Annotated in this window: 32 protein-coding genes; 22 read left to right on the top strand and 10 right to left on the bottom strand. The window is 34.1% G+C overall.

Annotated elements, in window-relative coordinates; genetic code table 11:
- Nucleotides 1-273 precede the first annotated feature (273 nt).
- From yycF to rlmH, 8 genes are all read left to right on the top strand, one after another.
- Nucleotides 274-981, top strand: a complete 708-nt coding sequence (yycF, locus tag G4D63_RS15525) for a response regulator YycF (protein ID WP_163180584.1) — start codon at nt 274-276, stop codon at nt 979-981.
- A gap of 5 nt (nt 982-986) precedes the next feature.
- Complete coding sequence (gene walK, locus G4D63_RS15520; protein WP_163180583.1) at nt 987-2,810, top strand: cell wall metabolism sensor histidine kinase WalK; 1,824 nt, start codon at nt 987-989, stop codon at nt 2,808-2,810.
- Complete coding sequence (locus tag G4D63_RS15515) at nt 2,807-4,147, top strand: YycH family regulatory protein (RefSeq protein WP_163180582.1); 1,341 nt, start codon at nt 2,807-2,809, stop codon at nt 4,145-4,147. The genes walK and G4D63_RS15515 overlap by 4 nt, the downstream gene beginning before the upstream one ends.
- Nucleotides 4,134-4,922, top strand: coding sequence for a two-component system regulatory protein YycI (locus G4D63_RS15510; RefSeq protein ID WP_163180581.1), 789 nt, complete (start codon nt 4,134-4,136; stop codon nt 4,920-4,922). Before G4D63_RS15515 ends, G4D63_RS15510 begins: the two co-directional genes overlap by 14 nt.
- Nucleotides 4,922-5,716: an MBL fold metallo-hydrolase gene (locus G4D63_RS15505; protein ID WP_163180580.1), complete on the top strand. Its 795-nt coding sequence runs from the start codon at nt 4,922-4,924 to the stop codon at nt 5,714-5,716. The genes G4D63_RS15510 and G4D63_RS15505 overlap by 1 nt, the downstream gene beginning before the upstream one ends.
- A gap of 133 nt (nt 5,717-5,849) precedes the next feature.
- Nucleotides 5,850-7,067 (top strand): trypsin-like peptidase domain-containing protein, encoded by a 1,218-nt coding sequence (locus G4D63_RS15500; protein WP_163180579.1) that lies wholly within the window; start codon nt 5,850-5,852, stop codon nt 7,065-7,067.
- Between the two features lie 135 nt (nt 7,068-7,202).
- Entirely contained in the window at nt 7,203-7,385 is a 183-nt protein-coding gene (locus tag G4D63_RS15495) for a CxxH/CxxC protein (RefSeq protein WP_163180578.1), read from the top strand.
- 69 nt (nt 7,386-7,454) lie between these two features.
- Complete coding sequence (gene rlmH / locus G4D63_RS15490; RefSeq protein ID WP_163180577.1) at nt 7,455-7,934, top strand: 23S rRNA (pseudouridine(1915)-N(3))-methyltransferase RlmH; 480 nt, start codon at nt 7,455-7,457, stop codon at nt 7,932-7,934.
- Here the strand turns inward: rlmH and G4D63_RS15485 are convergent.
- A complete protein-coding gene (locus G4D63_RS15485) occupies nt 7,827-9,599 on the bottom strand; it encodes a recombinase family protein (RefSeq protein ID WP_338023970.1) in 1,773 nt (590 codons plus the stop codon). The two genes, rlmH and G4D63_RS15485, sit on opposite strands and share 108 nt — an antisense overlap.
- A gap of 442 nt (nt 9,600-10,041) precedes the next feature.
- On the opposite strand from G4D63_RS15485, the gene G4D63_RS15480 reads away from it, so the two are divergent.
- Nucleotides 10,042-10,392, top strand: coding sequence for a sigma factor-like helix-turn-helix DNA-binding protein (locus G4D63_RS15480; protein ID WP_163180576.1), 351 nt, complete (start codon nt 10,042-10,044; stop codon nt 10,390-10,392).
- A gap of 298 nt (nt 10,393-10,690) precedes the next feature.
- Here G4D63_RS15480 and G4D63_RS15475 read toward each other — a convergent pair whose 3' ends face one another.
- Together G4D63_RS15475 and G4D63_RS15470 are read right to left on the bottom strand one after the other, a co-directional pair.
- Entirely contained in the window at nt 10,691-11,914 is a 1,224-nt protein-coding gene (locus tag G4D63_RS15475; RefSeq protein ID WP_163180575.1) for an IS110 family RNA-guided transposase, read from the bottom strand.
- Between the two features lie 301 nt (nt 11,915-12,215).
- Nucleotides 12,216-12,668 carry a hypothetical protein gene (locus G4D63_RS15470; protein ID WP_163180574.1) on the bottom strand — a complete coding sequence of 151 codons (453 nt, stop codon included), beginning with the start codon at nt 12,666-12,668 and terminating at the stop codon, nt 12,216-12,218.
- Nucleotides 12,669-12,988: 320 nt separating this feature from the next.
- On the opposite strand from G4D63_RS15470, the gene G4D63_RS15465 reads away from it, so the two are divergent.
- From G4D63_RS15465 to G4D63_RS22145, 4 genes are all read left to right on the top strand, one after another.
- On the top strand, nt 12,989-13,576 hold the full coding sequence (locus G4D63_RS15465) for a GNAT family N-acetyltransferase (protein WP_163180573.1): 588 nt from the start codon (nt 12,989-12,991) through the stop codon (nt 13,574-13,576).
- 51 nt (nt 13,577-13,627) lie between these two features.
- On the top strand, nt 13,628-13,930 hold the full coding sequence (locus G4D63_RS22490; RefSeq protein WP_163180572.1) for a nuclear transport factor 2 family protein: 303 nt from the start codon (nt 13,628-13,630) through the stop codon (nt 13,928-13,930).
- 91 nt (nt 13,931-14,021) lie between these two features.
- Nucleotides 14,022-14,732: a class I SAM-dependent methyltransferase gene (locus G4D63_RS15455; RefSeq protein ID WP_163180571.1), complete on the top strand. Its 711-nt coding sequence runs from the start codon at nt 14,022-14,024 to the stop codon at nt 14,730-14,732.
- Nucleotides 14,733-14,743: 11 nt separating this feature from the next.
- Nucleotides 14,744-14,866 (top strand): hypothetical protein, encoded by a 123-nt coding sequence (locus G4D63_RS22145; protein ID WP_275580310.1) that lies wholly within the window; start codon nt 14,744-14,746, stop codon nt 14,864-14,866.
- Between the two features lie 827 nt (nt 14,867-15,693).
- Here G4D63_RS22145 and G4D63_RS15450 read toward each other — a convergent pair.
- From G4D63_RS15450 to G4D63_RS15430, 5 genes are all read right to left on the bottom strand, one after another.
- Nucleotides 15,694-15,852, bottom strand: a complete 159-nt coding sequence (locus G4D63_RS15450; protein ID WP_163180570.1) for a hypothetical protein — start codon at nt 15,850-15,852, stop codon at nt 15,694-15,696.
- 3 nt (nt 15,853-15,855) lie between these two features.
- On the bottom strand, nt 15,856-16,035 hold the full coding sequence (locus G4D63_RS15445; RefSeq protein ID WP_163180569.1) for a YhjD family protein: 180 nt from the start codon (nt 16,033-16,035) through the stop codon (nt 15,856-15,858).
- Nucleotides 16,036-16,454: 419 nt separating this feature from the next.
- Nucleotides 16,455-16,622, bottom strand: a complete 168-nt coding sequence (locus G4D63_RS15440; RefSeq protein WP_163180568.1) for a hypothetical protein — start codon at nt 16,620-16,622, stop codon at nt 16,455-16,457.
- Nucleotides 16,623-16,748: 126 nt separating this feature from the next.
- Nucleotides 16,749-16,994 carry a hypothetical protein gene (locus tag G4D63_RS15435; protein WP_163180567.1) on the bottom strand — a complete coding sequence of 82 codons (246 nt, stop codon included), beginning with the start codon at nt 16,992-16,994 and terminating at the stop codon, nt 16,749-16,751.
- A gap of 82 nt (nt 16,995-17,076) precedes the next feature.
- Nucleotides 17,077-17,358, bottom strand: a complete 282-nt coding sequence (locus tag G4D63_RS15430; protein ID WP_163180566.1) for a hypothetical protein — start codon at nt 17,356-17,358, stop codon at nt 17,077-17,079.
- Nucleotides 17,359-18,075: 717 nt separating this feature from the next.
- On the opposite strand from G4D63_RS15430, the gene G4D63_RS15425 reads away from it, so the two are divergent.
- The 9 genes from G4D63_RS15425 to G4D63_RS15385 all read left to right on the top strand — a co-directional run bounded on the left by G4D63_RS15425 (nt 18,076) and on the right by G4D63_RS15385 (nt 25,002).
- On the top strand, nt 18,076-18,240 hold the full coding sequence (locus tag G4D63_RS15425) for a hypothetical protein (RefSeq protein ID WP_163180565.1): 165 nt from the start codon (nt 18,076-18,078) through the stop codon (nt 18,238-18,240).
- A gap of 55 nt (nt 18,241-18,295) precedes the next feature.
- Complete coding sequence (locus G4D63_RS15420) at nt 18,296-18,475, top strand: hypothetical protein (RefSeq protein ID WP_163180564.1); 180 nt, start codon at nt 18,296-18,298, stop codon at nt 18,473-18,475.
- 2 nt (nt 18,476-18,477) lie between these two features.
- Entirely contained in the window at nt 18,478-19,848 is a 1,371-nt protein-coding gene (locus tag G4D63_RS15415) for a recombinase family protein (RefSeq protein ID WP_163180563.1), read from the top strand.
- 1 nt (nt 19,849) lies between these two features.
- On the top strand, nt 19,850-21,406 hold the full coding sequence (locus G4D63_RS15410; protein ID WP_163180562.1) for a recombinase family protein: 1,557 nt from the start codon (nt 19,850-19,852) through the stop codon (nt 21,404-21,406).
- A gap of 540 nt (nt 21,407-21,946) precedes the next feature.
- The gene (locus tag G4D63_RS15405; protein WP_163180561.1) at nt 21,947-22,246 is read left to right on the top strand and encodes an iron-containing alcohol dehydrogenase; all 300 of its coding nucleotides are present in this window, start codon (nt 21,947-21,949) and stop codon (nt 22,244-22,246) included.
- A gap of 370 nt (nt 22,247-22,616) precedes the next feature.
- Complete coding sequence (locus G4D63_RS15400; RefSeq protein ID WP_239585994.1) at nt 22,617-22,868, top strand: recombinase family protein; 252 nt, start codon at nt 22,617-22,619, stop codon at nt 22,866-22,868.
- A gap of 102 nt (nt 22,869-22,970) precedes the next feature.
- Nucleotides 22,971-23,240: a hypothetical protein gene (locus G4D63_RS15395; protein WP_163180559.1), complete on the top strand. Its 270-nt coding sequence runs from the start codon at nt 22,971-22,973 to the stop codon at nt 23,238-23,240.
- The gene (locus G4D63_RS15390; RefSeq protein WP_163180558.1) at nt 23,240-23,506 is read left to right on the top strand and encodes a recombinase family protein; all 267 of its coding nucleotides are present in this window, start codon (nt 23,240-23,242) and stop codon (nt 23,504-23,506) included. Before G4D63_RS15395 ends, G4D63_RS15390 begins: the two co-directional genes overlap by 1 nt.
- The gene (locus tag G4D63_RS15385; RefSeq protein WP_163180557.1) at nt 23,506-25,002 is read left to right on the top strand and encodes a recombinase family protein; all 1,497 of its coding nucleotides are present in this window, start codon (nt 23,506-23,508) and stop codon (nt 25,000-25,002) included. The genes G4D63_RS15390 and G4D63_RS15385 overlap by 1 nt, the downstream gene beginning before the upstream one ends.
- A gap of 44 nt (nt 25,003-25,046) precedes the next feature.
- Here G4D63_RS15385 and G4D63_RS15380 read toward each other — a convergent pair whose 3' ends face one another.
- On the bottom strand, nt 25,047-25,232 hold the full coding sequence (locus tag G4D63_RS15380; RefSeq protein WP_163180556.1) for a type II restriction endonuclease: 186 nt from the start codon (nt 25,230-25,232) through the stop codon (nt 25,047-25,049).
- Nucleotides 25,233-25,438: 206 nt separating this feature from the next.
- Nucleotides 25,439-26,734 (bottom strand): competence protein CoiA family protein, encoded by a 1,296-nt coding sequence (locus G4D63_RS15375; protein WP_163180555.1) that lies wholly within the window; start codon nt 26,732-26,734, stop codon nt 25,439-25,441.
- Nucleotides 26,735-26,825: the final 91 nt, after the last annotated feature.

The following is a 26,825-nucleotide window of genomic DNA, read 5'->3' as shown; positions in this document are numbered from 1 at the left end:
TTCTATTACTACCTTGTTATATTTAAGATTAATCCACATGTGGATAACTAGTTAACAATGTGGTCTAGTAGAAATACGGTATAGATTCCTTATTCAAAGGATATAGTTTCTGTGGATAATTATCAGTAGATTAGCTATCTTACTCAAAAACTTTGAAATGGAAACAACCACCTGATAGGAATAGATGATTTCCTTAGGTAGAAGTGGTAAAGTTAATAGTAGAATATCAGATCTAACTTCTTCTCTAAATTAGAATGTAAGGAGTAAACTAAAGTGGAAAAACGAATATTAGTTGTGGATGATGAGAAACCAATTGCAGATATCTTAAAATTTAATTTGCAAAAGGAAGGCTATGAGGTACTTTGTGCTTATGATGGGCTAGAAGCCATCCAAAAGGTAGAAGAGTTTAAACCAGATATGATTCTGTTAGATATCATGCTGCCATTAAAGGATGGAATGGAAGTTTGTCGTGAAATTAGAAAAAAGTATGATATGCCGATTATTATGTTAACAGCTAAAGACTCAGAGATTGATAAGGTATTGGGTCTTGAGCTTGGAGCAGATGACTATGTAACAAAGCCTTTTAGTACAAGAGAGCTGTTAGCAAGAGTGAAGGCAAATATGAGACGACATCAGTTAAAGTCAAATCAAGAGACTGAGATTGAAAGAAACGAGATCTCTGTTGGCAGTTTAGTTATTCATCCAGACGCATACTCTGTTACGAAACGTGGGGAAGAAATAGAGCTTACACATAGAGAGTTTGAACTTCTACATTATCTAGCGAAGCATATTGGGCAGGTAATGACAAGAGAACATCTTCTTCAAACGGTTTGGGGTTATGATTATTTCGGTGATGTTAGAACCGTTGATGTTACCGTTAGAAGATTACGTGAAAAGATTGAAGATAGTCCGAGTCATCCAACCTGGATTGTAACTAGAAGAGGCGTCGGATATTATCTTAGAAATTCAGAGCAGGAGTAATAGTGATGAAGCAAGTCGGTTTTTTTAAATCGATTCATTTTAAATTTGTATTAATCTATGTATTGCTGATCTTAATTGCGATGCAAATCATAGGTGTTTATTTTGTCCAACGTATCGAAAAGCAGTTGGTTACTAACTTTTCCGAGTCATTAAATGAAAGAGTCGATTTACTAGCTTATAACTTAGAACAAGAAATGATTATTGAACGTGACGAGAAAATGCCAACACTTGAGGTTAAAGTCCAATCTATACTGACTGATTTTTTGGAAGATGCTGATGTTAGAGTGATTGATAAGAATAGTCGTGTTATTGGAACGACAAATATCAATAATCAACAGCTTATTGGAAGAAGAATAACAGATATACCCGTAAAACAAGCATTAGTAGCAGGATTTAGAGATCCAGGAAAGGTGCTAATTGACCAGCAGTCAGGGCATCGTATGCTAGTATTAACAGTTCCAATTAAAAGTGGAACCAATGTTCTTGGGGTTATCACCCTTGAAGCATCGATGGAAAGTGTGTATGACCAGCTTAAGCAAATTAATAATATATTTGTAAAAGGAACAGTTATTGCTCTTTCTATTACAGCATTACTAGGTATTTTCCTAGCGCAGACGATTACGAGACCTTTGTCAGATATGAGGAAACAAGCGTTGGAAATGACAAAGGGGAATTTTACCCGAAAAGTAAAAATATATGGATATGATGAAATCGGCCAACTAGGTATCACGTTTAATAATTTAACAAAAAGGTTACAGGAAGCTCAGGCTACAACTGAAGGAGAACGTCGAAAACTTAGCTCTGTTCTTGCGTATATGACTGACGGAGTAATTGCTACAGACCGAAAGGGTAGAATTATTCTTATTAATGATCCAGCTGCAGAAATGTTAAACGTTCCACGTGAAACGGTTTTAGCCGAATCGGTATTAACCGTACTTGGAATTGAAGACGAGTATTCATTAGAGCAAATTATTGAGGATGTCGATTCTCTTACGTTAGATTTCAGTACCAGTCAAAAGCCTTATATACTGAAGGTTAGTTTCTCAGTGATTCAAAAGGAAACAGGTTTAGTAAACGGACTCATTGCGGTCTTATATGACGTAACTGAGCAAGAAAAGATAGAGGAAGAAAGAAGAGAGTTTGTAGCGAATGTGTCTCATGAACTAAGAACGCCATTAACAACGATGAGGAGCTATTTAGAAGCTTTAGCAGAAGGAGCTTGGCAGGATCAAGAAATCGCACCTAGATTTCTTGATGTTACTCAGACTGAGACGGAAAGAATGATTCGCTTAGTAAATGACTTATTACAACTATCAAAGCTTGATAGTAAAGATTATCGTTTTATTAAAGATTGGGTTCACTTCCCTTCATATTTTAATAGAATAATTGACCGTTTTGAATTAACAAAGAATCAGAATGTGACGTTTATTAGAAACATTCCTAACCAGGAAACCTTTGTTGAAATGGATGAAGATAAAATTACGCAGGTTCTTGATAATATTATTTCTAATGCATTGAAATATTCGCCGGAGGGTGGAAAAATCGAATTTGATCTAAGCATGGTAAATGAGGAATCTATTAAAGTTTGTGTAACAGACCAAGGTGTTGGGATACCAAAAGAGAATATTAACAATGTATTTGATCGCTTTTATCGTGTTGATAAAGCTAGAACAAGAAAGCTTGGTGGTACAGGTCTAGGTTTAGCTATTGCCAAGGAAATGGTTAATGCCCATGGTGGAGAGATTTGGGTAGAAAGTGAAGAAGGAATAGGTACTACTATCTGTTTTACACTGCCACTTGATAAAGATTTTAAGGATGATTGGGAATGAACTACGAAAAAATTAAATCATTTCTATTAACTGTGTTGGTCATTATGAGTCTGGTGTTAACTTGGAGTTTATGGACCTATCAACCTAATCTCGGTGTGATTGAAAGTACTGAGTATATCAGTGATGTCATGATTGGTGAAAAGAAAGAAACAGCTAGCTTAATACTTCCCGATCAAATACTCTTTCATAAAAATGGACATCATTATGGTACCTCAGACAGTACTACGATTAACAATATGATGGAATATGTAAGGTCCTGGAGATTTGAAGAACTTTCAGACCATACTGTATTAGTTGGTCAAGATTATTTAGATGTTATTCATAATCAGGACGGAGTCGAAGTGATTTTTCCATCAGAGTTAGCAATTGAAACACTAAAAAGTATTATGAATATTGATGATGAAAGAACAAACTCTATTACTTTTGATAGAATTGTTATTCCAATGAAACAGTCACAACAAGAAGAGATAGTTGCCTACTTTGTTTCATATAAAAATAAGTCGATTTATGAAGCAAAGATAAGCAATTTTTCTTATCGAAGCTTTAACAAAGACCTCTATCAAGTATCAATCATTCATCCTCAATTTAATGAGTATCAAATAAATGAGAAGCATAGTATTTTCTTACCAAGTCAACCGGTAAAGGTGAATAGAATTACCTACTATTCTATTAAATATTCTGGTCATGATTTTAAGGAAGCATTATTTACAGATCAAAGCTTTGTAAAACGAGACTTACAAACCTCAGGTGAGGAAACCTACTCAGATGGATCAAGAGCTATGTTTATCAATAGTAATGGAGATATGCTTGAATATGTGAATCCTGCTGCAGCCACCGATCGAACTGTAGGTAGTTCTCATAATACGATTCAAAAGAGTATTGATTTTATAAATGACCATAGTGGTTGGACAGACTCTTATCAATTTTCGGAGTGGGACCCAATCACACAGTCCTCAACGTTTCGATTATTTATTAATGGCTTGCCTGTATATAATTACACTGGATTATCACGAATGAAGCTCACATGGGATGGAACAAACTCGTTTAATACGTATATTCGGCCACTGTTCAAGCTTCATCTATCGATTGATAGTGAAACCTCGGTAGTAGAACTACCATCAGGCAATATTTTAATGGAGATATTAAAAAATATATCTAGTATTGATATGGATAAAGTAGAAGATGCAAAGATCTCATACGAGCTAAAGAAGGACTTTTCAAGTGCAAAAGTAACGATCGAACCAATTTGGACGGTTAAGCATAATGGTAAATGGCATAAGGTCATTTTTGATGAAAATATAAAAGAAAGAGGAGGAACAATTATTGAATTGGAGTAGAATAAAAACCATTTTTATTATTGTATTCCTAGTCTTAGATTTGTTCCTTCTCTCTCAATTTGTTGATAAACGAAATAGTAACCAGTTAGGTTTGCTAGCAGAAGCCACCCTTGAGGATCAGCTAAGAGAAAATGATATCACTTATCCTGAATTGCCAAAGGATCCAATACAAGAGACTTATATAACAGGTAGTAGTAGAACGTTTACAGCAGAGGATTTAGTCAATCTTGAAGGACAACAGGCACAAATCCTAAATAAAACCCTGATTTATTCAAAATTTGAAGAGCCAGTTCCTGTTCCAGAGAATTCTGCTAACTGGTTAGAGACTTTTGTTTCTAAACATATGATTAGTGGTGAAGATTATGTGTTTTGGGGATTTGAAGAAAAAAGTAGAATGCTTATATTTTTTCAACAGTATGAGGATCACACCATTTTCTATAATGAAAACGCGGTGATCAAGATTATCCTAAATGAAAAGAATGAAATGATTGAATATCAGCAAACCGTTTTAACCGATTTAGAGGAAATGGAAGTTGATGCAGATCAAGCGGGAAGTTTTACAGCATTAAAAGCAATTGAGAACATGTTTATTCGAAATGAAATTAAGCACGGAAGTACCATTACCCAAGTGGATTTAGGCTATTATACGCTAATTTCAGATTCACAAGTATTTGTGCCAACCTGGCATTTTATTATCGACAACAAAGAAAACTATTTCGTAAATGCGATTGAAGGTCATATTATTCGAGATAGTGCAAAATGGAGTGAAGAGTAATGAGCTTACATTTTAGCGTCCTAGCAAGTGGAAGTAGTGGCAATGCCATATACGTAGGAACTGATCAAATGAAATTGCTTGTTGATGCAGGCCATAGCGGGAAGCAAATGGAGCAATTGTTTAATAAAGTACAGGTTAATCCAAAGGAATTATCAGGGATCTTAGTGACCCATGAGCATAGTGATCACATAAAGGGTGTAGGAATACTAGCAAGAAAGTATGACCTTCCTATTTACGCAAACACTAAGACCTGGAAGGCAATGGACCACCTTATAGGAGAAATACCTCTTGAACAAAGATTTACCTTCGAAACGGGACAAACGAAAAGCTTTAAGGATCTAGATGTAGAATCCTTTGGAGTTTCTCATGATGCTGCTGAACCGATGTTCTATGTATTTCATCATGGTCAGAAGAAGATTGTTATCATTACGGATACAGGCTATGTAAGTGATCGTATGAAGGGTATTATAAAAAACGCAGATGTATACGTGTTTGAAAGCAATCATGATATTGAAATGCTTCGTATGGGTCGTTATCCTTGGAGCGTAAAGAGGCGAATCTTAAGCGATGTTGGACATGTCTCTAATGAAGATGCAGCCCTTGCAATGGCTGATGTCATTGGTGATCGAACTAGGAGTATTTACTTAGCTCATTTAAGCAAAGATAATAATTTGAAAGAACTAGCACGGATGTCGGTACATCAAACATTAGAAGAAAAAGATACAGGTGTAGGCCATCGTTTTAAATTAATTGATACCGATCCTAAGATTCCAACTGCCATTACTGCCGTTTAATCACTGATCCCTCACGATTCATATGTTTAGAAATTTACCAACAAAGGGTATATTATAGCATTATAAACAAACTATAGAATAGTATACATTTGGTCCTAATCATAAGTTCTTAAGTGAAAGGATTGGTGAATAAGTGGGGTATTATGATCAAGATTATAAGCATATTAGACAGAAACAGAAAGGTAACCGAGGTGGTTTCTTTCTAGCAGGTTCTGTCGGTGTAATTTTAGGCGTACTATTAGTCATTTTTGCATTGCCTGCATTTGACCGGCTAACTACAGAAAATTTTGATCCAGGTGGAAATGAAACCGCTGGGTTAAACGAAAATCAAGAAACTGTAGATACAGTCCCTGGACAAACCGTAAATGTAAATGTTGTTTCTCAGGTAACACAAGCGGTGGACCGTGTATCTGCAGCTGTGGTTGGTGTTATTAATATTCAAACATCTGGTTTTTGGGAAGAGGCTGGTGAAGCGGGAACGGGTTCTGGTGTAATCTATAAAAAAGAGGATGGAAGAGCCTATATCGTGACCAATCACCATGTTATTGAAGGTGCTAGTAGCGTCGAAATTAGTTTACAGGATGGATCACGCATTCCAGGAGAAGTACTAGGAAGTGATATCTTTACTGACTTGGCTGTGATTTCTGTTGATGGTGATGCCATTGATACAATTGCTGAATTTGGTAACTCAGACAATGTTAGACCAGGGGAACCGGTATTAGCTATCGGAAATCCACTAGGATTACAATTTTCAGGCTCTGTTACACAAGGTATTATCTCAGGAACAGAGCGTACCATACCGTTGGATTTTGATCAGGATGGACATGTAGACTGGCAGGCAGAGGTACTTCAAACGGATGCAGCTATTAACCCTGGTAATAGTGGAGGGGCTCTTGTCAACATAGAAGGACAGATAGTAGGTATTAACTCTATGAAGATTGCTCAGGAAGCTGTTGAAGGAATTGGTTTATCTATTCCAACTACAATTGTAAGACCTATTATTTCAGATATTGAGCGGTATGGAGAAGTAAAACGTCCTTACATGGGGGTTAGTTTAAGAAACCTTTCTGATATCTCAAGTTATCATTGGCAACAAACATTAAAGCTGCCTTCAGATGTAATAGCGGGAGTTTTCTTAGAAGAAGTAATACCACTTTCACCAGCTGAAATTGCTGGCCTAGAGGTTTATGACGTGATTGTCGCACTGGATGGAGAAGATATTCAAAATGCATTAGACTTAAGAAAACACCTCTATAATCGAAAGAATATAGGAGATTCGATGGAAGTGACGTTCTATCGACAAGGTGAAAAGAAAACAACAACTATGAGATTGGTTGAGGAATCTTATTAAAAATGAGCGGGAACAGGCTAATTAGTCTGTTCTTTTTTCATTTATAGTTCATATAGTTATACTTTTTTTATCCACAAACATGGTTATAATGTGAATAAGGTATAATAAGAAAAAACGACAAAAGGTGAGGTAAAAATGATCAAGGTTTGTGAAGAACATATTGAGCTAGCTATTGATATCATGGTAGATGAGACAGAATTTGCACCAGAAATTAACCTATTAAAAGAGGAAGAAAAGTTATCAACATCCTGTGAATATTGTCAAAAAAGCGCGATATATGTTGTGTCGAACGTACATTCTGACACAATATGTGGATAGAATTTGTGGACATGTGGATAAGTCCTGTGGATAAGTTGTTTGTAAACTGTTTGTAAATGGGGGATAACTGTGAATATCTCAATTGTCACAATAGGAAAACTAAAAGAGAAATATCTAAAACAGGGAATTGATGAGTATGTAAAAAGGTTAGCATCGTATGCAAAATTAGAAATTATAGAGTTACCAGATGAAAAAGCACCTGAAAATTTAAGTGATGCTGAAATGATACAAATCAAACAAAAAGAAGGCGAACGAATCCTTCAAAAAATATCAACAGATACATATGTAATTGCGCTTGCGATCCAGGGAAAGATGAAAAGCTCTGAACAGCTTGCTGAAGATTTAGATAAACTCGCTACATACGGAAAAAGTAAGATTGCATTTGTTATTGGTGGATCATTGGGATTAAGTGATGAGGTTATGAAACGTTCGGATGAAGCTTTATCTTTTTCTAAGATGACGTTTCCGCATCAGTTGATGAAGTTGATATTGGTTGAGCAGATTTACCGGGCTTTTCGGATTAATCGGGGTGAACCGTACCATAAATAGAGGCAAAAAAATCTGAAGATAAGGTGGCATTTTTTCTTTTAAAATAGGATTTGAAGAGGAATTTTCCTCAGAATGATCCGATTTCTGATACAGTAAGTGGATAAGTGTAAATGTCTTGGACAGATTGACCTCGGAAAAATCAAAGTCGAGTTCAATTTTATCCACAATTCGAGAACGACCATCAGTTTGTTTGATTGTGATCTTATTTAACAAAAGCTGAAAGAGTTGTTTTCTCTTTTCTCTCGAAGACTGTTGAAATGCCTGAACATACTTTTCTAATAAATGTCTAACCACATCTGGTGGTATAACTTTCGAGTCTGATGAACTTAGTTGAACGCTGAGTTCATTTTTCTTTTGTTCTAAGTCATTCTTCGACTTAGCTAACTTCTGTAAACGTTCCTGTAATATGGAAACAGGGAAGATATTTTGCTCAAATGCTTCCATATATTTTTCTTGCATGGCATTGGCTTCTTTAAGTTCTGTTTCAATCGTCTCTAACTGCTCTTTTAGTTTTACATTTGTATGAACCGTGTCTTTATTAATGTTTTCTATTGTTTGACTAAAGCTGGCTGAATCGTTCAAGAACTCTTTAATACGGTTAATAACAGCATCTTCAGCATCGTAGGCTTTAACTGAATTTGCTTTACATGCAGCTGATCCTTTGTTGTGGAATACACCACAGACATAGTAGCGATGTTTGCGTTTGCTTCCATCTTTTTGAGTAGAGGTGGTGATAGATGGAACCATGCCTTGACCACAGTTAGGACATCTAAGGATGCTGCTTAAAAGAAAAGGTTCGTTAGACTGACGCTGCTTAAAAGACTTACTTTGTCTACGGGCTTGAACGATATTCCAAAACTCTCCGGAGATAATTGCTTCGTGTTTACCATCAACTAAAATGGGGTTCGCATTTTTGCCACGCCGTCGCTTTTTATCCCAGTTCTCGACTTGTAACCATCGGATTTTACCATTATAGATTGGATTATCAAGTATTGTTGATATCCCATTAATAGAAAAGTGTTTATCGTGCTTTGTCCTATATCCTGCTTTGTTTAAATGATTAGCTATCGCCTTAAGACCATTGCCTTCTGCATATAGATTAAAAATAAGTTGAACAATTTCTGATTCTTTGGAATTAACGACAAGCTCTTTTTCTATCGAATCATACCCGAAAACCAAGCCGCCGTTCCAGCTGCCTTCTTTAGCTCTCTGGGTCATGCCCAATTTGACATTTTCAGAAAGGGTATTTCTTTCCATTTCAGCAATTGAAGCCATTAATTGGACCACAAGTTTGCCTATGGGGCTGGATGTATCAAAATTCTCAGAGTAGGAAATAAACTTTACATCATACTCTTCGAATTTATCTAGGAGCACAAGAGTATCCAGCATATTTCTTGAAAGACGTGATATCTTCCATACAAGTACAGCTTGAAATTTATCCTTTTCAACATCAGATATCATTCTTTGCATTGCTGGTCGGCCCTTTATATCTTTACCACTAATTCCTTCATCAACATACTCTTCTGCAATTTGCCACCCATAAAGGTATGCGTATTGACGAAGGGTTTGTAACTGGGCAGAAATACTATAGCCTTCACTTGCTTGTTCTTCAGTGCTGACACGACAGTATATTGCTACGCTTCTTATTTCATTCAGTTTGATCACTCCTTTAATTTTAGTAACAGTATTGGTATTAAAGGAGGTGAAAAATACCTAATTAGATTAGGATTTATTAGTACACAGTTGAGTAGTTAAAGCTAATGTTATGATAAAACTGAAGTATTCGTAAGTGTGAGTATGATAAAGGTGGGATTTGAGAATATTTATATTACTATTAATATCAAGGGAAACAAAACTAATTTAAACGGGAATAAAGTGAGTCGGTATGCATGTAAAAATTAACATGTTTGAAATCTCGTATACTAGATATACGGTAAATTTTATGCAAGATTGATAAAGTCTAATAATCAATTAAATCGTAGATTGACATAATTAACGTTCTAAGAACACATGTTATCCTGTTCAGGAGGTATATAAAAATAGTTGTCGAATTATGCTTTAGAGTGATTGACTGACTATTAGGTAAAAGGAGTTGTTAGCATTTTATATGATAACAAAGGAAGATGTTCTTTACTATCTAGAGATGAGGACAAAGGAGAAGATGCATGAAAGAAAGCGCTATTATAAAATAATAAAAGAGCAAGAATCACAAGAGTATAAAAAGTTCATTAATGTCTACCAAGAAAATAAGAGTGTTTTATCAGATAGAGAACAGTTAATCTTAGATTCTATATATGGGATCAATGGTGAACCTATGAAATTTAGGGAAGTAGGGGAAATGTTAAACCTTACACCTGAAAGAATTAAGCAGCTTATATATAAAGGGGAAAGAAAAATAACAACAGCTTTACGAAAAAAATATAACATTAAAATGTTGGAATTTAAGAATTTTGGATAATTTCTATAAAATGAATTATCTGACTAATTCAGTATAAATTAAATTCAGTTGGTTATAAAAAGATATTTTGGGGATGAAGCGGGTTTGATACATCCCGCTTCTTTTTTGTAATCTGTTATTTTCTGGTATGATTTTAGTAAGAAGATTTTCTGATATTGTGAAAGTTTTCACTTAAACTACCATGAAAATAAACTTCTGTAATATTGGAAAAAAGGCAATACTAAAATAGACGCAGCTCATTCAATTTTTTAAAAGGGAGAGCGCCGATCTTGAGGTCATTTATAGATAGTTGACTAGTTTAAGATGCTTGAGGTTCTTGTATAGTGACTGTGTAGCCTAAGCTTTCGAGTCTTCGAAGTGAATGTCTTACGATTGATTGCTGTCTCTTTTTATCAAAGTAGTCTTCGCCTAAGTCTACATACATTTCTTTACGTGTTAAGAGGTAATAAGAAATTCTCAAAATGGCATGAGCGAAAACAATTCCTGCTCGTTTCCTGCCTTTTCGCGAGGCTGTACTCCTATACAGTGCTCCAAGGTAATTCTTAGTTCCACTTACTGAATGAGCTGCTTCTGTTAATGCTGACCTTAAATATTTGTTTCCTTTCTTAGTTTTAGATGATTTCCTCTTCCCAGCACTTTCATTATGTCCGGGAACCACACCTGACCAGGAACACATGTGACTGGCACTTGGAAATTGCTTCTTCACATCAAATCCAATTTCAGAAAGAATCTGTTCAGCCATTCTTCTGGCGATGCCTGGGATTGAATCTAATCTTTCAATATCTTCTTGGTAGGATTGCATTCTTTCTTCTACCTCTGAATCTAGCATCTCAATTTGTTCAGTTAGGAAATCAATGTGCTTTAAAATGGTTTTCAGCATAAGTCTTTGATGAGAATGGATATATCCTTTAAGTGCTAACTCTAGCTCTTCCTTCTTCTTTTTCATTGATCGGCGAGCGAAGTTGGCTAGTATTTCAGGGTTATCTTCTCCATCGGCAATCGCATTAAGCATGTCTCTAGCCGAAACTCCCATAATATCTGATACAACAGATCCTAACTTAATATTCGCACCTTCTAATACCTTTTGAATATGATTATGCTGCCTTGCACGTTCTTCAATGATGCTTCTTCGATAACGAACAAGCTCGCGTAGTTCACGTTGGTTCCTGTCAGGTATATAGCTGGCTTTGATTAGTCCATGACGAAGGAGTTTGGCGATCCATTCTGCATCTTTGACATCCGTTTTACGTCCTGGAACTGACTTTATATGTTGTGCATTTACTACTAAAAATTCAATCTCCTCAGATTCTAGTAAGTTCACAATAGGCTTCCAGTAAACACTTGTGCTTTCCATAGCAGCATGCGTACAATTGTGCTGTTTGATCCAGTCAACCAGTTGGATTAAAAACACAGTCTTAGTAGAAAAAGTTTTAATCTCCTTTCCTTCTGGAGTGATGATACATGCGGTAATGTTGTCCTTATGGACATCCATTCCACAGGCCCTTTCAATGATTACGTCCATTGAAATACATCCTTTCTACTGCGATAATTAAAATTAGAGGCTGGTGCATCAACCAGAATAGGATTAATCTACCATGTGTGCTTCCCGTAAGGGAGCGACAGTCAGTGGTGCACCGTGGTCGATGGAGTCAGACTAACGGATGGGCTCTAACGCACCATAGTTAAACGACCTTCCTCTCCCAGCCGTAGAATCAGTATTGACGGTTCTAGACCATTTTCATTCTCTGTGGTGAAGCGCTGATTTTGCGCTTCATGGATGGCTAACGGGTAAGTTTAGTGGAATAAAAATAAAAAACCAGAGGTTAATATTTAACCTCTGGATTGTGTTCATACTGCATTAATTTTACTCGTGGATATTCTTTCTGTGATAAGTCATCTAAACAAAAGTGACTCGGTTCAGCCGCAAAATAGAGTGTATCCGTACCTAGTATTTTCCCATTTTCACCTATTGGGGCTAGCGTTATTTTCAATGCGTAAGAGAATTTATCGTAGTCTCCAAAACTGATAAGAACAGTCTGTGTATTAGGTATATTACCGTAACCGTTGGCTTGAATTCCTTTAGGTTCGTAATAGTCTTGTATAGCAGCCATTATTTCTTCATGGTATAAGTGAGTTATAAAATAACCGAAGTATCTATTGTTAAGTTCCATTGAACTATTAAAATCAGTAATTGACTGTTTGGAGCTTGAGGCATCAGTTTTAAGTGGGAAAACCAAATTAAATAATACGAAAAGTGCTATAAAGACTTTTTTCATTTAGTGTACCAACTCCCTTTATTACTTAAAGTTAATATACCCAACTTAGGGTTACTTTAATGATAGTTGTATGGAAGTCTTGTATTATTGCTCTTTTAAAAGTAGTTTTCCTTCAACTAAGGGGGCGATGATCCAAGGAGGATTATCGCTCATTTAAGTTGAACTTATTAAGCTAAAGTAGAAGAATACTTGAATAAACCCTTCTAATTTTGCATTGATCTCGAAGTAGGAACAATGTTTTTATTAAATAAAAGGTTATAAAAATCAATCCTGATTTAAGAAGGGAAAATTACTTTGCGGAATTTTAAGGAGTGTTACTTTTGATTATTACTGAAGCTATAGAGACAAAAAATCTAGTTCTAAGAGAATTGAAAGATGATGATTTTGAAGATATATACAAGATGAAATCAGACAACAAAGTAGTGAGATTTTTGACTTGGGGGCCGAGTAGTCGGGAACAAACCCTAAAGAGCTTGAAGGGTCAAATTGACTTTCAAAAAGAAGCTAATAGAGAAATGTATATCCTAGCAGTTGTATTAAAAGAAGTTAACATTGTTATAGGAAATGCCTTATTTATGATAAGAAGTGAATATACTGAAACAGCAGAAATAGGATACTTTCTTAATTCGAATTATTGGGGTAAGGGTTACGGTAAGGAGATTATTGATGCTTTAAAAGAATTAGGGTTTCATAGACTTAATATGCATAGAATCTTTGCTGTGTGTGACAAAGAGAATGAAGCTTCCATTGCACTACTAAAAAAGAGCGGCTTTCGTTTAGAAGGTCATCTTATCAAAAATATAAAAATAAGAGGTGAGTGGCGAGATAATTACATATTTGCTCTGTTAAGAGAAGAACACACTGATTTAATATCATCAGGTTATCAGGCGAAGAAAATGGGAGAGTAATATGGAAACTATTCTACTAAGAGATATGATATTAGAACTTGAAAACGATTAATGACTTATAAATATAGCGAATTTAATGAGCTCCTGGCAGATGATTTTTTAGAGTTTGGTACCTCTGGGAACATATATAATAAACAAGTAGAATTGGATTCAGTAAAAAATGGTTCAAAAGTTAATTTGGTCAAATTTACAGTTACAGATTTCAACATTAGAGAATTATCCCCAGATGTAATATTAGCAACGTATAAGACCTTAAGGCATACTGATAACATAAGTTCATTAAGAAGTTCTATATGGAAATTAAAAGAGGATAATTGGAAGATGGTTTTCCATCAGGCAACTCCTACAAGGTAGGTTTATGTACAGTTATTTATTCAAGTAACGCGGAATTTAGTAAAATATCATATGTTAAATACTATGTGAAAAAGTAAATTTTGGGGGTCATATGAATACTAGAGTAGAAGAAGCCTATAATCAGCTTGCTAAAGATTATGAACATAATGTGGATACAAAGAACGTTTATAACATTGATTATGAAAGACCTGCGATGATTAAACTATTTCCATCAGATTTAAAAAACTTGAAGGTTCTTGATGCAGGATGTGCTGCAGGTTGGTATACGCTTCAATTAGTTAACCTTGGTGCTAAAGTAACCGCATCTGATATAAGTCCTGAAATGGTAGCAGCTACTAAAAGGCGTATTGGAAAAAATGCTGAAGTCTTATGTCTAGACCTAGAGAAAAAACTACCTTTTGAAGATGAATCTTTTGATTTTATTGTAAGTTCTCTGGTACTTCATTACGTTAAGGATTGGAGAAAGACTTTTAGCGAGTTTCAGAGAATATTAAAACCAGAAGGGAGATTGCTCTTTTCAGTACACCATCCATTTATGGATATTAAACTGTCCGTAAATGATAATTACTTTTCTACTGAACTTATTGTCGATAAATGGAAAAGACAAGGGGAATTAATTGAAGTCCCATTTTTTCGACGACCTCTTCATTTAATATTAAATGAAACTCTTGAGTATTTCTCAATTGAGAAAGTGATCGAGCCACAACCTACTAAAGAATTTAAAATAAAGGATCCAGAAAAGTATGAAAGATTAATGAAAAATCCACATTTCATAATTATAAAGGCTTTGAAAAGTAAATAATTGAAGGCGATTTGCTTGTTAAATTTACGGGTGCGATTGCAAGTTATGAACGGCCATTGATCCGAGCAGGAACAGTGGCCTTTGTTGTTGAAGTAAAGGGTAAGGTTACCGAAAGAAAGAGAGGTGTTTTATGAGTCGAATAATAGACAAGAATGCTGGTCCCCCTTATATTGAATATCTTTTTATTATGGTACTATCATTTCTGACATTTAGAAGGTTATCCTGGGTTGAAATGAGGAGAGCATACGTTAAGGAAGAACTTTCTAAGCATCATAAGCAAGTATGAACAGGTTATAAAAGGTAATGATGACTATGTTCTATAGTTGGTTCTTGTTTGATTTAAATAAGATTGTGAAGAAATACACTTAAACTATTGGGGGCTTTACTTGAATAAGGAATAAAAACAAAGAACGCTTGGATATGAAAAACTCCGAGCGTTCTTTTGCTATTTCTACTGCTAATTATGGTGCTAAAATCACTATGATTTGGTATGCTATTTCACCTGTTTTTTTTACGTTTTCCCCACAGTATCGGAACCGTTTAATGATTCACCTGGGGTTTTGTCCTTTGTATCTTAAAAAAGGAGAGAGTAAGGTAAGAATAGCACTAGATAATTCAAGGAACAAAGAATGAAGGGGGTTAATTCTTTAGTATCACAAGTAGGTGAGTGTCAGTTTCATTTAACTATCACTAACAAATGCAAAAAAGTAAGGTAACTGTGCCAAAGGGGTACGTATTGATGTATGAAACAACGTACAAACCTTGATATATATGGATTTTCCAAGATTGTTTTTTGCATTTAAATATATTTTAAGGTTTGGCGTGTGGCATTCTCGAAAATAAACTTCACTTAAATGTGATAGTTAAAATGTGATGTTCGCGTGCACGTTTGTGGAGAGGAGCCGTCATTTTTAAACAACGTGCACGCGATTGCCGAGTTTTTATTTATGGAAGTATTCAGTTAGGATCCTACTTGCTTCATTTCTAAAATGATGACGAATATACGCTTCGTGCCATGATACCCCCGAATAAAGAAGTGATATTCTATGAAATCTTCGTTTATCAACTTGGCGTGATCTACATCTACCTTCATACTAATTCGCTTAAATTCCTCTTTCAATTTTTAAAAATCCTGGCGCAGCTTCTTTAATGTGGATTCTATTAAGGATTCATAAACTTCAACTAGTTTGAAATTTACCTCTTTCACATTGGCCAGATCGCTTTCCAGCGTGTTGATTAGGTAGTTTACATATATGTATTGGTACACTAAGCTGTCCTCACGTTCCGGGATTGGCACTTTCATAACTATCTCCTTTTTGTGTTGTGGAACCGAATATTTTATGGTATTAATGAACCTTTGATTTATGAATAACTATGTATCTATATTATTGTATTCATTGCTACTTAACATAACATCCATAATGGGTACCTTTAATTTGGTCATTTATTACTGTTATATCAACGTTTGTTTATGTTCTGGTCTCGATTGGTTGGGTCGATTGGTTTTATACATTGTTGATTTATCAGCATTTCTAGCGAAATCTCCCTTATTATTTACCAAAATTCATGCATAAAAAGAACCCAAATTTGGGTTATACTAAAAGCAGTAAATCCTGCTTAATCCGCGCAAAGATCAGGGTGGGTTTTTACTTTTTGTTCGTTTTTTCGATCAGTACTACAACAACCAGAAAAAAAGAGCTCTTTTAGCAAGAGCTCTTTTTTTCAATTCCAGAAGAACAAGATTTCCTCATCTTTTATCCAGGTTTTTCGACCATCTGGATACTTCACAATGTAATGACGACAATCTGCAATAGCAGCGATAACTCTCCATTGTCTCGTCCATTTTCTTTTACCAACTGTATAAACTTTTCTTCCAATATGTCTTTTCATTTTAAAGACCTCCGATACTGTATTTCCACCTAAGTGGTAATACTTATTGCTTATTAATTTTCGGAAGTCCTTAGTAAAGTTTTAGACAAGTTTTTCATTACATCTAATTTCAAGTAAAAATATCTCTTATAGTATGTCATCGTCTCCAAAAGGAGACCCCTCATAGTATCTTTCGCGAAGCTCCACCAGCACTTTCATACGCTCGCGATCATCTAAACTATCGATGAACCCAACCAGTTTATCTGTGACAGACTGTTCGTGACGATTCTTGTAGTAGCTAATCGTTGCTTCGATCTCCTCAACAAACTCATCAGTATTTTTTATTTGAATGCGCTGCTTAAACAATGGTATTATTTTATCGTTTTTAGACATCATCAGATACACCTGATTTCATGTAAACATCTCTTATATCATCTTCATTTAGGCCTAAAAGATCAGCAACTTCCTTGATTTTCTATATCAGGATATTTCCTCCAGGGTCTTTGCGCCATTTCTCGCTTGTCCCATTCACGTTAGTAATAGTGTCTGATAAGTATTTTGCATGAAGTTCATCTTTCCGTTTCGTTTCTTCATCTTCTTCATTCAAATATGCTTTCTTTATAGATCCAATTAATTCTTCTATTTGTTCCTTACGCTTTTTAATTTCAGATGGATCGTCAGCAATATGGAGCAATTGTTGGACCTCTAAAAGTACCTTTTTTAGATTTTCCTTAAACTCTTCATCATGAATATTCATTTTAGCAACTCCTGTCTTTGCTATGAAACTCCAGCTATTCCCACAAATAAAAAGAGAACAATGGTTTCTGTTAAGTGAGCGACCACCAACCTTTTAAAATGTAAGCAAGAACAAACATTCAAAGGAAAAACAGAAACGTATGTTCCCTTAATTAACTATTATACTCGATGACTTTTCCAAAATCTAGTGCAATCCTCTGATTAAAGTGAAGATTACTCTTTTTCATTTTAACCTACCTTATTGCTACATTAATGTGGTTGTAACAGGAACACGACGTTCTACCCCGACTACCGTAATAATAAGACCATATAAAAAAAGGTCAACCAGAAATATCTGGCTAACCTTATATCACGAACGGGGGCTTTTCTTTAATAAGTCGGGGGTGAACAGTTTAGCTCACTGTTTTCTATCTAACACTTTGTCATTAGAAGAGATAGATTCTTCGACTATCTTTACCTAAAAGAAAAAAATTCTGTCTGGACCGTTGACGAAATCATTTATTCATGATAAAAATAGGTTAAGAAAGATAATTAGAACCTATATTCGCAAAAGTTATAACACTATAAAATAAATTACAAAGATAATCGGAAGGACCGGGTATCTTGTGCAGAAGCTTAATTTCCTATGGAGATTAAGTACTACACAAGAAATCCGGTCCTTTTTTTGTTCCCAAAATAGTAGCCTATCTTTCTATGAATTTCAAAAGGAGGAATATAAGTGAATAAGGCTTTTGAGAAATATGACTTCCCAGGATCAAGCCCAAAGAAGATTGTTGTTCCAAGAGTGAGCCAAAAGGATACACAGTCACAGCTAGCTTTTCAATTAAAACTAGACTTTATGGAACAGGACTCAAAAGACAACATGGAGGCAAAGGGAGTATAAATCTTACATCTCCTGTCTAGTATGTTTATATCACATACTTGGAGGAGATGATTACTTGTCAAGATCAAGGATATCTAAAATTACTTATTCACAGGACCTACCAGTAGAATCTGCTGTTTGGGTGCAAAAACTAATTACCAAACTGTTAATCAATGAATTAGACATTGATTGCTCTGTTAAGGCAAAGCTCCTTCACTCAGCAGATCAAAGGTTCAGATACAAAGGAGGTAACTAATTTTGCAAAAAAAGTTGGTTGTCGTTTATACGCGGGTCAGTTCCAGCTCACAAAATTTACGTGAACAACGTGATGCCGCAAAAAAAGTATTAAAGGCGAGAGGCATAAATGAGGATGAAGTACTTTTTCTAGAAGATTTCAATGTTTCTGCAACAAAAAACGATGCAAATAATCGTCCGGCTTATAAAAAACTACTAAAGTTAATAAAAGAAGGTAGAGTAGCTTTAGTCATTATTTACGCTCGTGATAGAGTACAACGAGATTTTTATGAAGCCTCAGAATTCAATGAAGTTGTCAATTTCTATGGAGTTGAAGTCATCTATACTGCTACAAATGAAATACCGTTTATCAAAAATTCCAGTATTGAGAATTTCTACGGGATATTTAGTCAGCAGGAAGGTAAAAACATCGGAAGACGTACTTCTGATGCGACTAAGCGTTATCCAGGAAAAATAATTGGTTTCGAACGCATTGAAGAATTATTAGAGAATGGTAGTACAAAAGTACGTTTCTCTTTAGATAATAACCGAAGTATTATTATCAGATCATTATTCAAGGAATTTAGCCAGGTTCAAACAAAGGAAGAGTTTGTAAGTGTTCTGACGAAGTATGGGAAAGAGTTAAATGGTCATAGAAAAGTAATGAAAATCTTACAAAGGCCATTTTACGCAGGGTATTGCCTCACTGATTATGGTTATGATGAACTCCATCATGTTGATGAAATTATTTCGCTGGAAATGTTTGAAGAGGTCCAAGCTATTCTTAATAAATTTATTAAAGAATACAATGAGACAGTCATACGGGCAAGAGATAAGATGATACTTAACCCTATTTGCGGAGTTTGCAATAAGAACATGGTGTTCAAAAAAGTGCTGGACAAACCTTCTTATTTTGTATGCAGCTTCCGACATAAGAAGGTAGTAGTCGAATTGGATGAATTTAATAGGATTATTGAAGAAACAATTCTGAAAGAAACAGAGCAATTTGTTTTAAAAGAATATGAGTCTATTTTCAAAATGCATCTCCGCGGTGTAATAGATAATCTGACTTATCAGAAACAACATAAAGAACAGCTACTTAACAAATCAATGTTGTTGTTAGCCAGTAATTTTCACACTATGTACGAGAAATTGAAGATGGAAATTCAAAGAACAAATACTGAGATAGATGAAATTAATCATGAAATCACTTCGGTACAATCATTGAAAAATGAACTAAAAACAATATCCCAAATAGTACAACCTTCTCTCGATAATCTAACAAAATCTGAACTGGAAGTTTTAATAGAGCTCCTAATTAAGAATGTTAAGGTTCATCAAGATTATTTTGAAATAGATCTATACTCTCTAATTAAAGAGAAAGGAGTTGTTTAAAGTGACAACACTTCGACCAGCTGTAGGTTACTTACGCATTTCAGACAATAGACAAAAAGAGAATCACTCAGAAGAGATTCAAAAAAGAATGATTTCTGAGAAGGCCAGACAAGAAGGTTATGAAATAATCTTATGGAGATTTGATGAAGCAGTAAGTGGCTTCAGAAAGAGAGCATCTAAACGGAAAAAAATGCAGTTACTTCTAAATGATGCAAAAGATGTTGAAGCAATATTTTTTTATGATGAATCTCGTATAACTCGCAGAATTCATGACTTTCAGCGGGATATATATCTTCCTATTAAAGAGCAATATCCACATGTGAAATTCTTTAGTTCAGAATCAGCCAGTGGTGAGTGGGATCCAAACGATCCTTTAGTCCAAGCCAAATTGGTTTTTGCAAATGAAGAATCGAGTATTAAATCTAAACGAGCCAAAGATGCACAACTTAGTATTCTCGCAAATAATGATTCTGATAAACCTAGTCGTCCAGGTACAAGAACACCTGTTGGATATGATTTAGTCGAAGGTTTATTAATACCGAATGAAGATTCCCCGATTGTTACTAGGATATTTGACATGGCATCTTGGGGCTATTCAAATGAAAAAATTAAAGATATTTTAAATGATGAAAAAGTTAAAACAAAGCATATAAGCCAATGGCATAGCAGTACTGTTGATTACATCCTAAAGAATATTGTGTATGCAGGTCACCTTAGTTGGTCTGTAAAGCAATCAAAATCATCCCTGTGTGAAATGAAAAGTGAAGATCTGGAGCCATTTAAAGATGTACATGATCCAATAATTTCTCCTGTAATGTTTTCAGTTGTTACACAAGTTAAAAGCTATAAGAAAAGATACGGTAAACTAGAAACACCATTTTTCCTTAGAAACCTTTTGTATTGCGGCAAATGTAACACAGCGTTCAAGACAAAGGACAATTCACCAAAAGGAAAAGAAGGGAAATATCAAGTGTATCGGTGCGAAAACTGTAAAGTTAATGTTAAAGTCGATGACATTCATAAAGAAGTTAAATCTGATTTGTCAAAGAAATGGACATCAAATCTGCACCAAATGATAGAAGAAAGTAAGTCTGCCCTAACAGGTTGGATGAAAACATTAAAAGCTTGGAAAAAATCAGTAGAACAAACTGAAGAGCGAATTCTCTTTAATAAGCGAATGATAAGTCAACAAGAAGAACAAGAAGATATTGAAACTATCTTCAAAAGCTCTAAAGAACTAATAAAGAAGGAAAAGCTTAAAATTAATCAAGCAATTGAAAAGATTGAATTACTAAACAACGACATGGCTTTGCTTGAGGTATATTCTCATTTCAAAAAAGCTGATATCTCCTCATTACTAAATAACGAATTAAGAACATTGTGCTTAACATTCATTGATAAGATTAAGTTAACTTATAGCAAAGATAATGACTTCATGCTCTCTATTAATTATAGGCTGAACCCCTTCGTTGAGATTGAAACATCTACTGGCCAAATAACCGAAGAATTAATGAAGCAACTGCCTGAAAAACCGAAAGACCTAAAAGTGAAAAAATAAACAAAAATGTCCTATCTCCAAAATCCCTTGATATCAATGGATTTTGGAGTGGGATTATCGGTGAAATAACCACAAAGGTATACTTTTCTGGTTGAAAAATCGATTGATATATTTTCTTTATGGTCATAAAACCGAAAGTTTAAACGTAATTGAAAAATATTTTAAAATTTATTTTCGCTTATGTTCGCCATTAGAAAAAGACCCATTTATCATAAGGAATAGGGAGGAACGTAAATGTATAATGTTTTATCAAAACGTTTCAATGTTCATAGTCGAATTCAGGAACACTTACTGAAACTAAAAAATAAAAAGAGAAGTTTGGTCAATGTTCAACAAAAGATGCCTAAGCTAAAGCTAACCTTTAAAAGTTTATTCGTATGTTGAATAGATAAAGGTGGATGCAACGTTATATTAGGAAAGAGCATCAAAGGGACAAATCTTTTTTGTAATATCGTTACCGCTTTATATAATTTTTCTAACAAAAATACGAATAATGATAACACCTTTTAAACTTACTATAATTAAAGAGAGGTTCTTTTTATGGAAGAGAAAGTAATTGATATGGAGTACTTAACTAAGTATGTCTCTAGGGAACTAGGGATATCAATCGATATTATAAATCAGATATTTGATAGTGAATTCGATTACTATTCCGCATTAGGATTAGTAGAGGATGAGTCTAGTTCTTCGGATGAACTAGGAGAGACTAATGTTGTTTATATGGATGAATTAATAGATTTTATCAATAATAGAACAAACATACCTAAAACGATTATCGAATCTGTTCTAGATGAAGAAGACAAGTATATGAAGAGACTTGATCTAATAGAAGGATTATAAAATCCATAACATTACCGTTAGAGTTGGTTTGAAATAATTCTTAGTTTTGTTAAGGCTAGATTCACATAAAATTAGGTAGTGTAGTAGATGAACTTTTATTCTAAAAGTTAAAATTCCGATAAGCTGCAGCTGATAGTCTTGTTAAAGGTTCTAAAGAAAGATAATCCTAATATATACACACAGAATATTTTTGAAGGGGATAAAAATACAATGAATGGTAAAATCAAAAGTGTCTCATATATTCGCTCAGCAAATAAATCCGAAGAATCCTTAGATTCACAAAGATCAAAATGTGAAGTGTATGCTGAGCAAAATTTAATGTCAATAAGCATCAAAGAATATGCCCAATCATCGGGAGCTACTCCATTTGATGAACGTGCGTTTACGAAGGTTAATTCAATTAATAGAAGTCGGACTAGTTAAAGTTGTTATGGTTGACTCTCTTATTAGAATTAGTCGTGATGTAAATCAAATTATGTCTTTTGGTTCACTAATCGAAAAGCATAATGCGAAGGTAATTGTTCTTGATGGAGCTGAAGTATACAGAATTAAGATCTATCTAGAGACTACTAACAAACGAATCACAATGAAAACAGGCAACTTGTCATACTTCCTAGCATAAGGTTTTTAGAAAAAAATATTATATGAACAAGCAGAAGCACTGCTATCAAACCAGTTGAAGGAACTCCTTTTCTTCAACGGTTGTTAGTGGTGCTTTTTTATTTTGCTAAAGCGTGATCATTCATTACTGTTAAAACGATTTGAAATCTATATCAACAACCAAGAACATAACAAATTACTGATAGAGGTGTTAATAATGAAGAAAAACATGCAAGTTGATTACAATCAGTATTATAAAGCAACTTTGGTAGGAAAAGGCGACATAGAAAAGATCAAAGCCTCTGATTTTTTACACTACTTTTCGGATTTAATAATTAAACATTCGCACCAGCTAGAAATTAATCTTAGAAGTAAAAGTGAGGAATCCAATTAATGAAGAAAAAGAGAGCTGTTGGTTACAGAAGAAGAATTCCAAAATCAGAAAAGGACTTTGGAAACACTTCTTTGGAAAAACAAGAGGATGAGATAATTAAGTATTGTGAAATGAATGGTATAGAACTGGTTGTTGTTTACGTTAACGACTTAAAATCAGGTAATTCATTAAAAGGGCGGATTTTTTACACTACTTTTCGGATTAATAATCAACATTCGCACCAATTAGAAATTAATCTTAGAAGTAGAAGTGAGGAATCAATATAATGAAGAAAAAAAGAGCTTTTGGTTACAAAAGAAGAAGTCCAAGATCAGAAAAGGACTTTGGTAACACGTCATTGGAAAAACAAGAAGATGAAATAATTAAATATTGTGAAATGAATGATATAGAACTGGTTGATGTTTACGTAGATGACTTAAAATCAGGTAGTTCATTCAAAGGGCGCGACGGTTTTATTGAGATGTATAACAGAGTAGTAAAAGAAGAAGAGGATATAGACTATATTATTGTCTATAAGCAAGATAGGCTCTCTCGTGATCCCTTAGATACGTTGTATTTTATGAAACAACTAAATGCAATTGATAAACACATTATTTGCATAGCAGACAGCATTAATACTGAAGATCCTACAGCTAAAATACTTGTTCATGTATTGTCATTAGTTGCTGAACTGGAGAGGGAATTTATTTCTTTTCGAACTAACTCTGGAATGGAAAAAAAAGCTGAAGATGGGGATTTTCTTGGCGGAAAGATTTATGGATATGAAGTTATTAATAAGAAGCTTTCAATACTTCCTGATGAAGCAAAGATTGTTAAATATATTTTTGATAAGTATGTATCAGAAAATTGGGGATATAAAAAGATTGCAGGCAATCTGAACATCCAAGGTGTTAAGACCAAGCATAAAAAAGAATGGACGACTACTGCGATTAAAACAATCCTACAGAATCAAATTTATATTGGAAATATTAAATGGCGGGGTAAATATACAAAAGGCCAACATACACGAATTATTGAACAAACTCTGTGGGATCAAGTGAAATTTGTTATGCAAGCAAGGAGTTTTATACCGCAGAAAAAAAATCCGGGGTCGTACCCTCTTTCTGGCTTACTTAGATGTCCTCAATGCAAAGGGATTATGGTGCAAGGAAACAGTAACCCCCAAAACAAGTATTATCAATGCAATAAAAATAAGTGTAGTGGTAGTAGTGTATGTAAATCCAATCTTGTAAAGAAGGAGTACGCAGAGGAATATGTACTCCAGGACTTTTTACATCGACTTAAGAATAAAGTTTCTGCATCAGTTGTTTATTCTGTAATTAAGTCAATTTTAAATTATGAGCTAAATCCATTGGAGAATGAAGCTAGTAATCTAAAAAAACAGATTGAAAAGTTAGAAAGAGAGATGTTAAAAATTATGGAACACTCAAGTGATCCATTACTTAACTTAGATAGAGAAATGATAAGAACCCAATTAGTAAGGAAGCAAAATGAAATAATTAAAATAAAAACAATTCATGCCGACATTACTATGCAAATAGAGCTGAAACAAAATGACTCGATTATGGATATCATTGAATTTTCAATTAAAAACTTTGAAGACTTTTACCATACACTCTCTGATGATGAAAAGAAGTTATTTTTTCATTCTGTCATTAAAGAAGTTCATGTAACTGAAGAGGAAAAACCAAAAGATCGACGCATAAAGGAAGTAATTTATCATTTTGATTTGGAAGAGCTTAATAGAATTGTAAAGTCATAGAAGAATAAAAGCACGTCAAATTGACGTGCTTTTACCTTCGAAACTTACATTGCTTTAATTTTTCTCTCTATATGGTTGATTTCTTCAACTGATAGCCCATATTTTTCATACAGCTGCTTATCCAATTCTTGAACTGGAGCTGACCAATCAATATCAGAGTTATTAGAGAAATCTTTTACAGGAACAAATCTATACGTATTTCTAGTACCATGCCGACTATGTTTAGCCAAACTGTGCAGAAATCTTACAAATTTAGATTACATATATTTAGCTAAAGAATGTGCACTATTCTTATTTAATTCTAACTCAGCATCAATTACTAAATATGTTTTCAGTACATATTGAACTTGGAGCAACAACAATTATATTTAGATTATCAGCTGAAAAAAGAATCGGTGAATTCCGATTCTTTTTATTATTAGAGGTTAGGAAAGATCTACTTAAAGTAGATGTTATCCAGCACAGCTTTTAAATCATTGAAGTTTTCACAATTATTAGTCGTTACAATTTCCCAAACTACTTTTGAATTACTAGGTCCAATTTTACCTAACATATATTTTGTCCATAGCTCCATTTGCTCTTTTTGTGTTAAGCCAATTTTCTTTTTTAAAAGACTCTTTAAATCATTGTACGATAAAACGGTTGATACTTTTTCTTTCTTTCTTTGATTGATCAATTCTTTTAATCTTATTTCCTGAAGTTCTTTCTTTTGTTTACGCTCTCTTTCGGCTTCCTCAAATTTACGCTTCTCTTTTTCTTCTTCGTTTCTTAAATATTCCTCATGTAATTTTCTTTTGGTTTGCAATATTTCTAAGAAATTAATTCTATTATCATTCTCAATAGTTTTATTACTTAACTTAAATCCATCTTCTATAACAAGTGCTTCTGAAAAGGGTATCTCGTACCCTTCATTTATTAAAAATGCTCTATAAGGTTTATCAGTTCTGTCTTTAATAACCCGTTGGACTTTTACTACTACATTCCCGCCGTTATCAAAAATATAATACAAACTGTTAACATCTATATTGCTATGGGTAATGAAGCCGGGGTAATTAAAAAGATTAAAGAACATTCCATTATTTTTAACTTCTGCAGCTATAAGTGATTCCCATTCGATGTCCTCTTGTGTTTTTGACGAGATAGTTAGTTCAGCATGCCATAATATAATACTATTTTTCTCTCTTTCTATAGCTTGTTCATTTCTTTCAACAAACCATATAGGTTCTAATCCCTTATCAATAAAATAGTTATGCCTGGCCTTTACCTTCTGAGCTAAACTTGTATCATCTAGAGCATTTACATTTGTAATGACAGAAATGGCATACTCCTTTTCTAAGCTTTTAACATAGATATCAGGATACTCCTTCCAATCACTTTTTTCTCTATATCCATTATTCACATACAAACCTTTATTAATCTTAGACTTAACCTTTAGTTCATCATGAATAATATCAACTATTACACTATGACGTTTGGTTTCTCTTTCTGTTTGTTTTGAATACCTTTTCTCAGCTTTCTCTATTACTCTAGACTCCATACAAGCTTCTGAATGTTGGTGGGAGAAATATAATCCCCTTTGATCACCGTTTTTAACTATTAGTTTTGCCTCACAATAAGGGCATTTATATATTTCTTTCTTAGCTAGCTTTTTATAATTTTCTACTTCGTCCTTACCAGCTAAATAAGGTAATCTATATACCTCATTATCAATTACATGAAGAGCTTCTCGCATTTTTCTTCACCTCAGAAAGTTCTTTTACTCTAGTATTATGTAAAAGCTTTATATTGTAAATATTTACAAATTAGTTTCTGAGTGTTAAAGG

The organism is Bacillus mesophilus, assembly GCF_011008845.1.
In the GTDB taxonomy this organism is placed as follows: domain Bacteria; phylum Bacillota; class Bacilli; order Bacillales; family SA4; genus Bacillus_BS; species Bacillus_BS mesophilus.
This window is presented reverse-complemented; position numbering and strand designations above follow the sequence as displayed.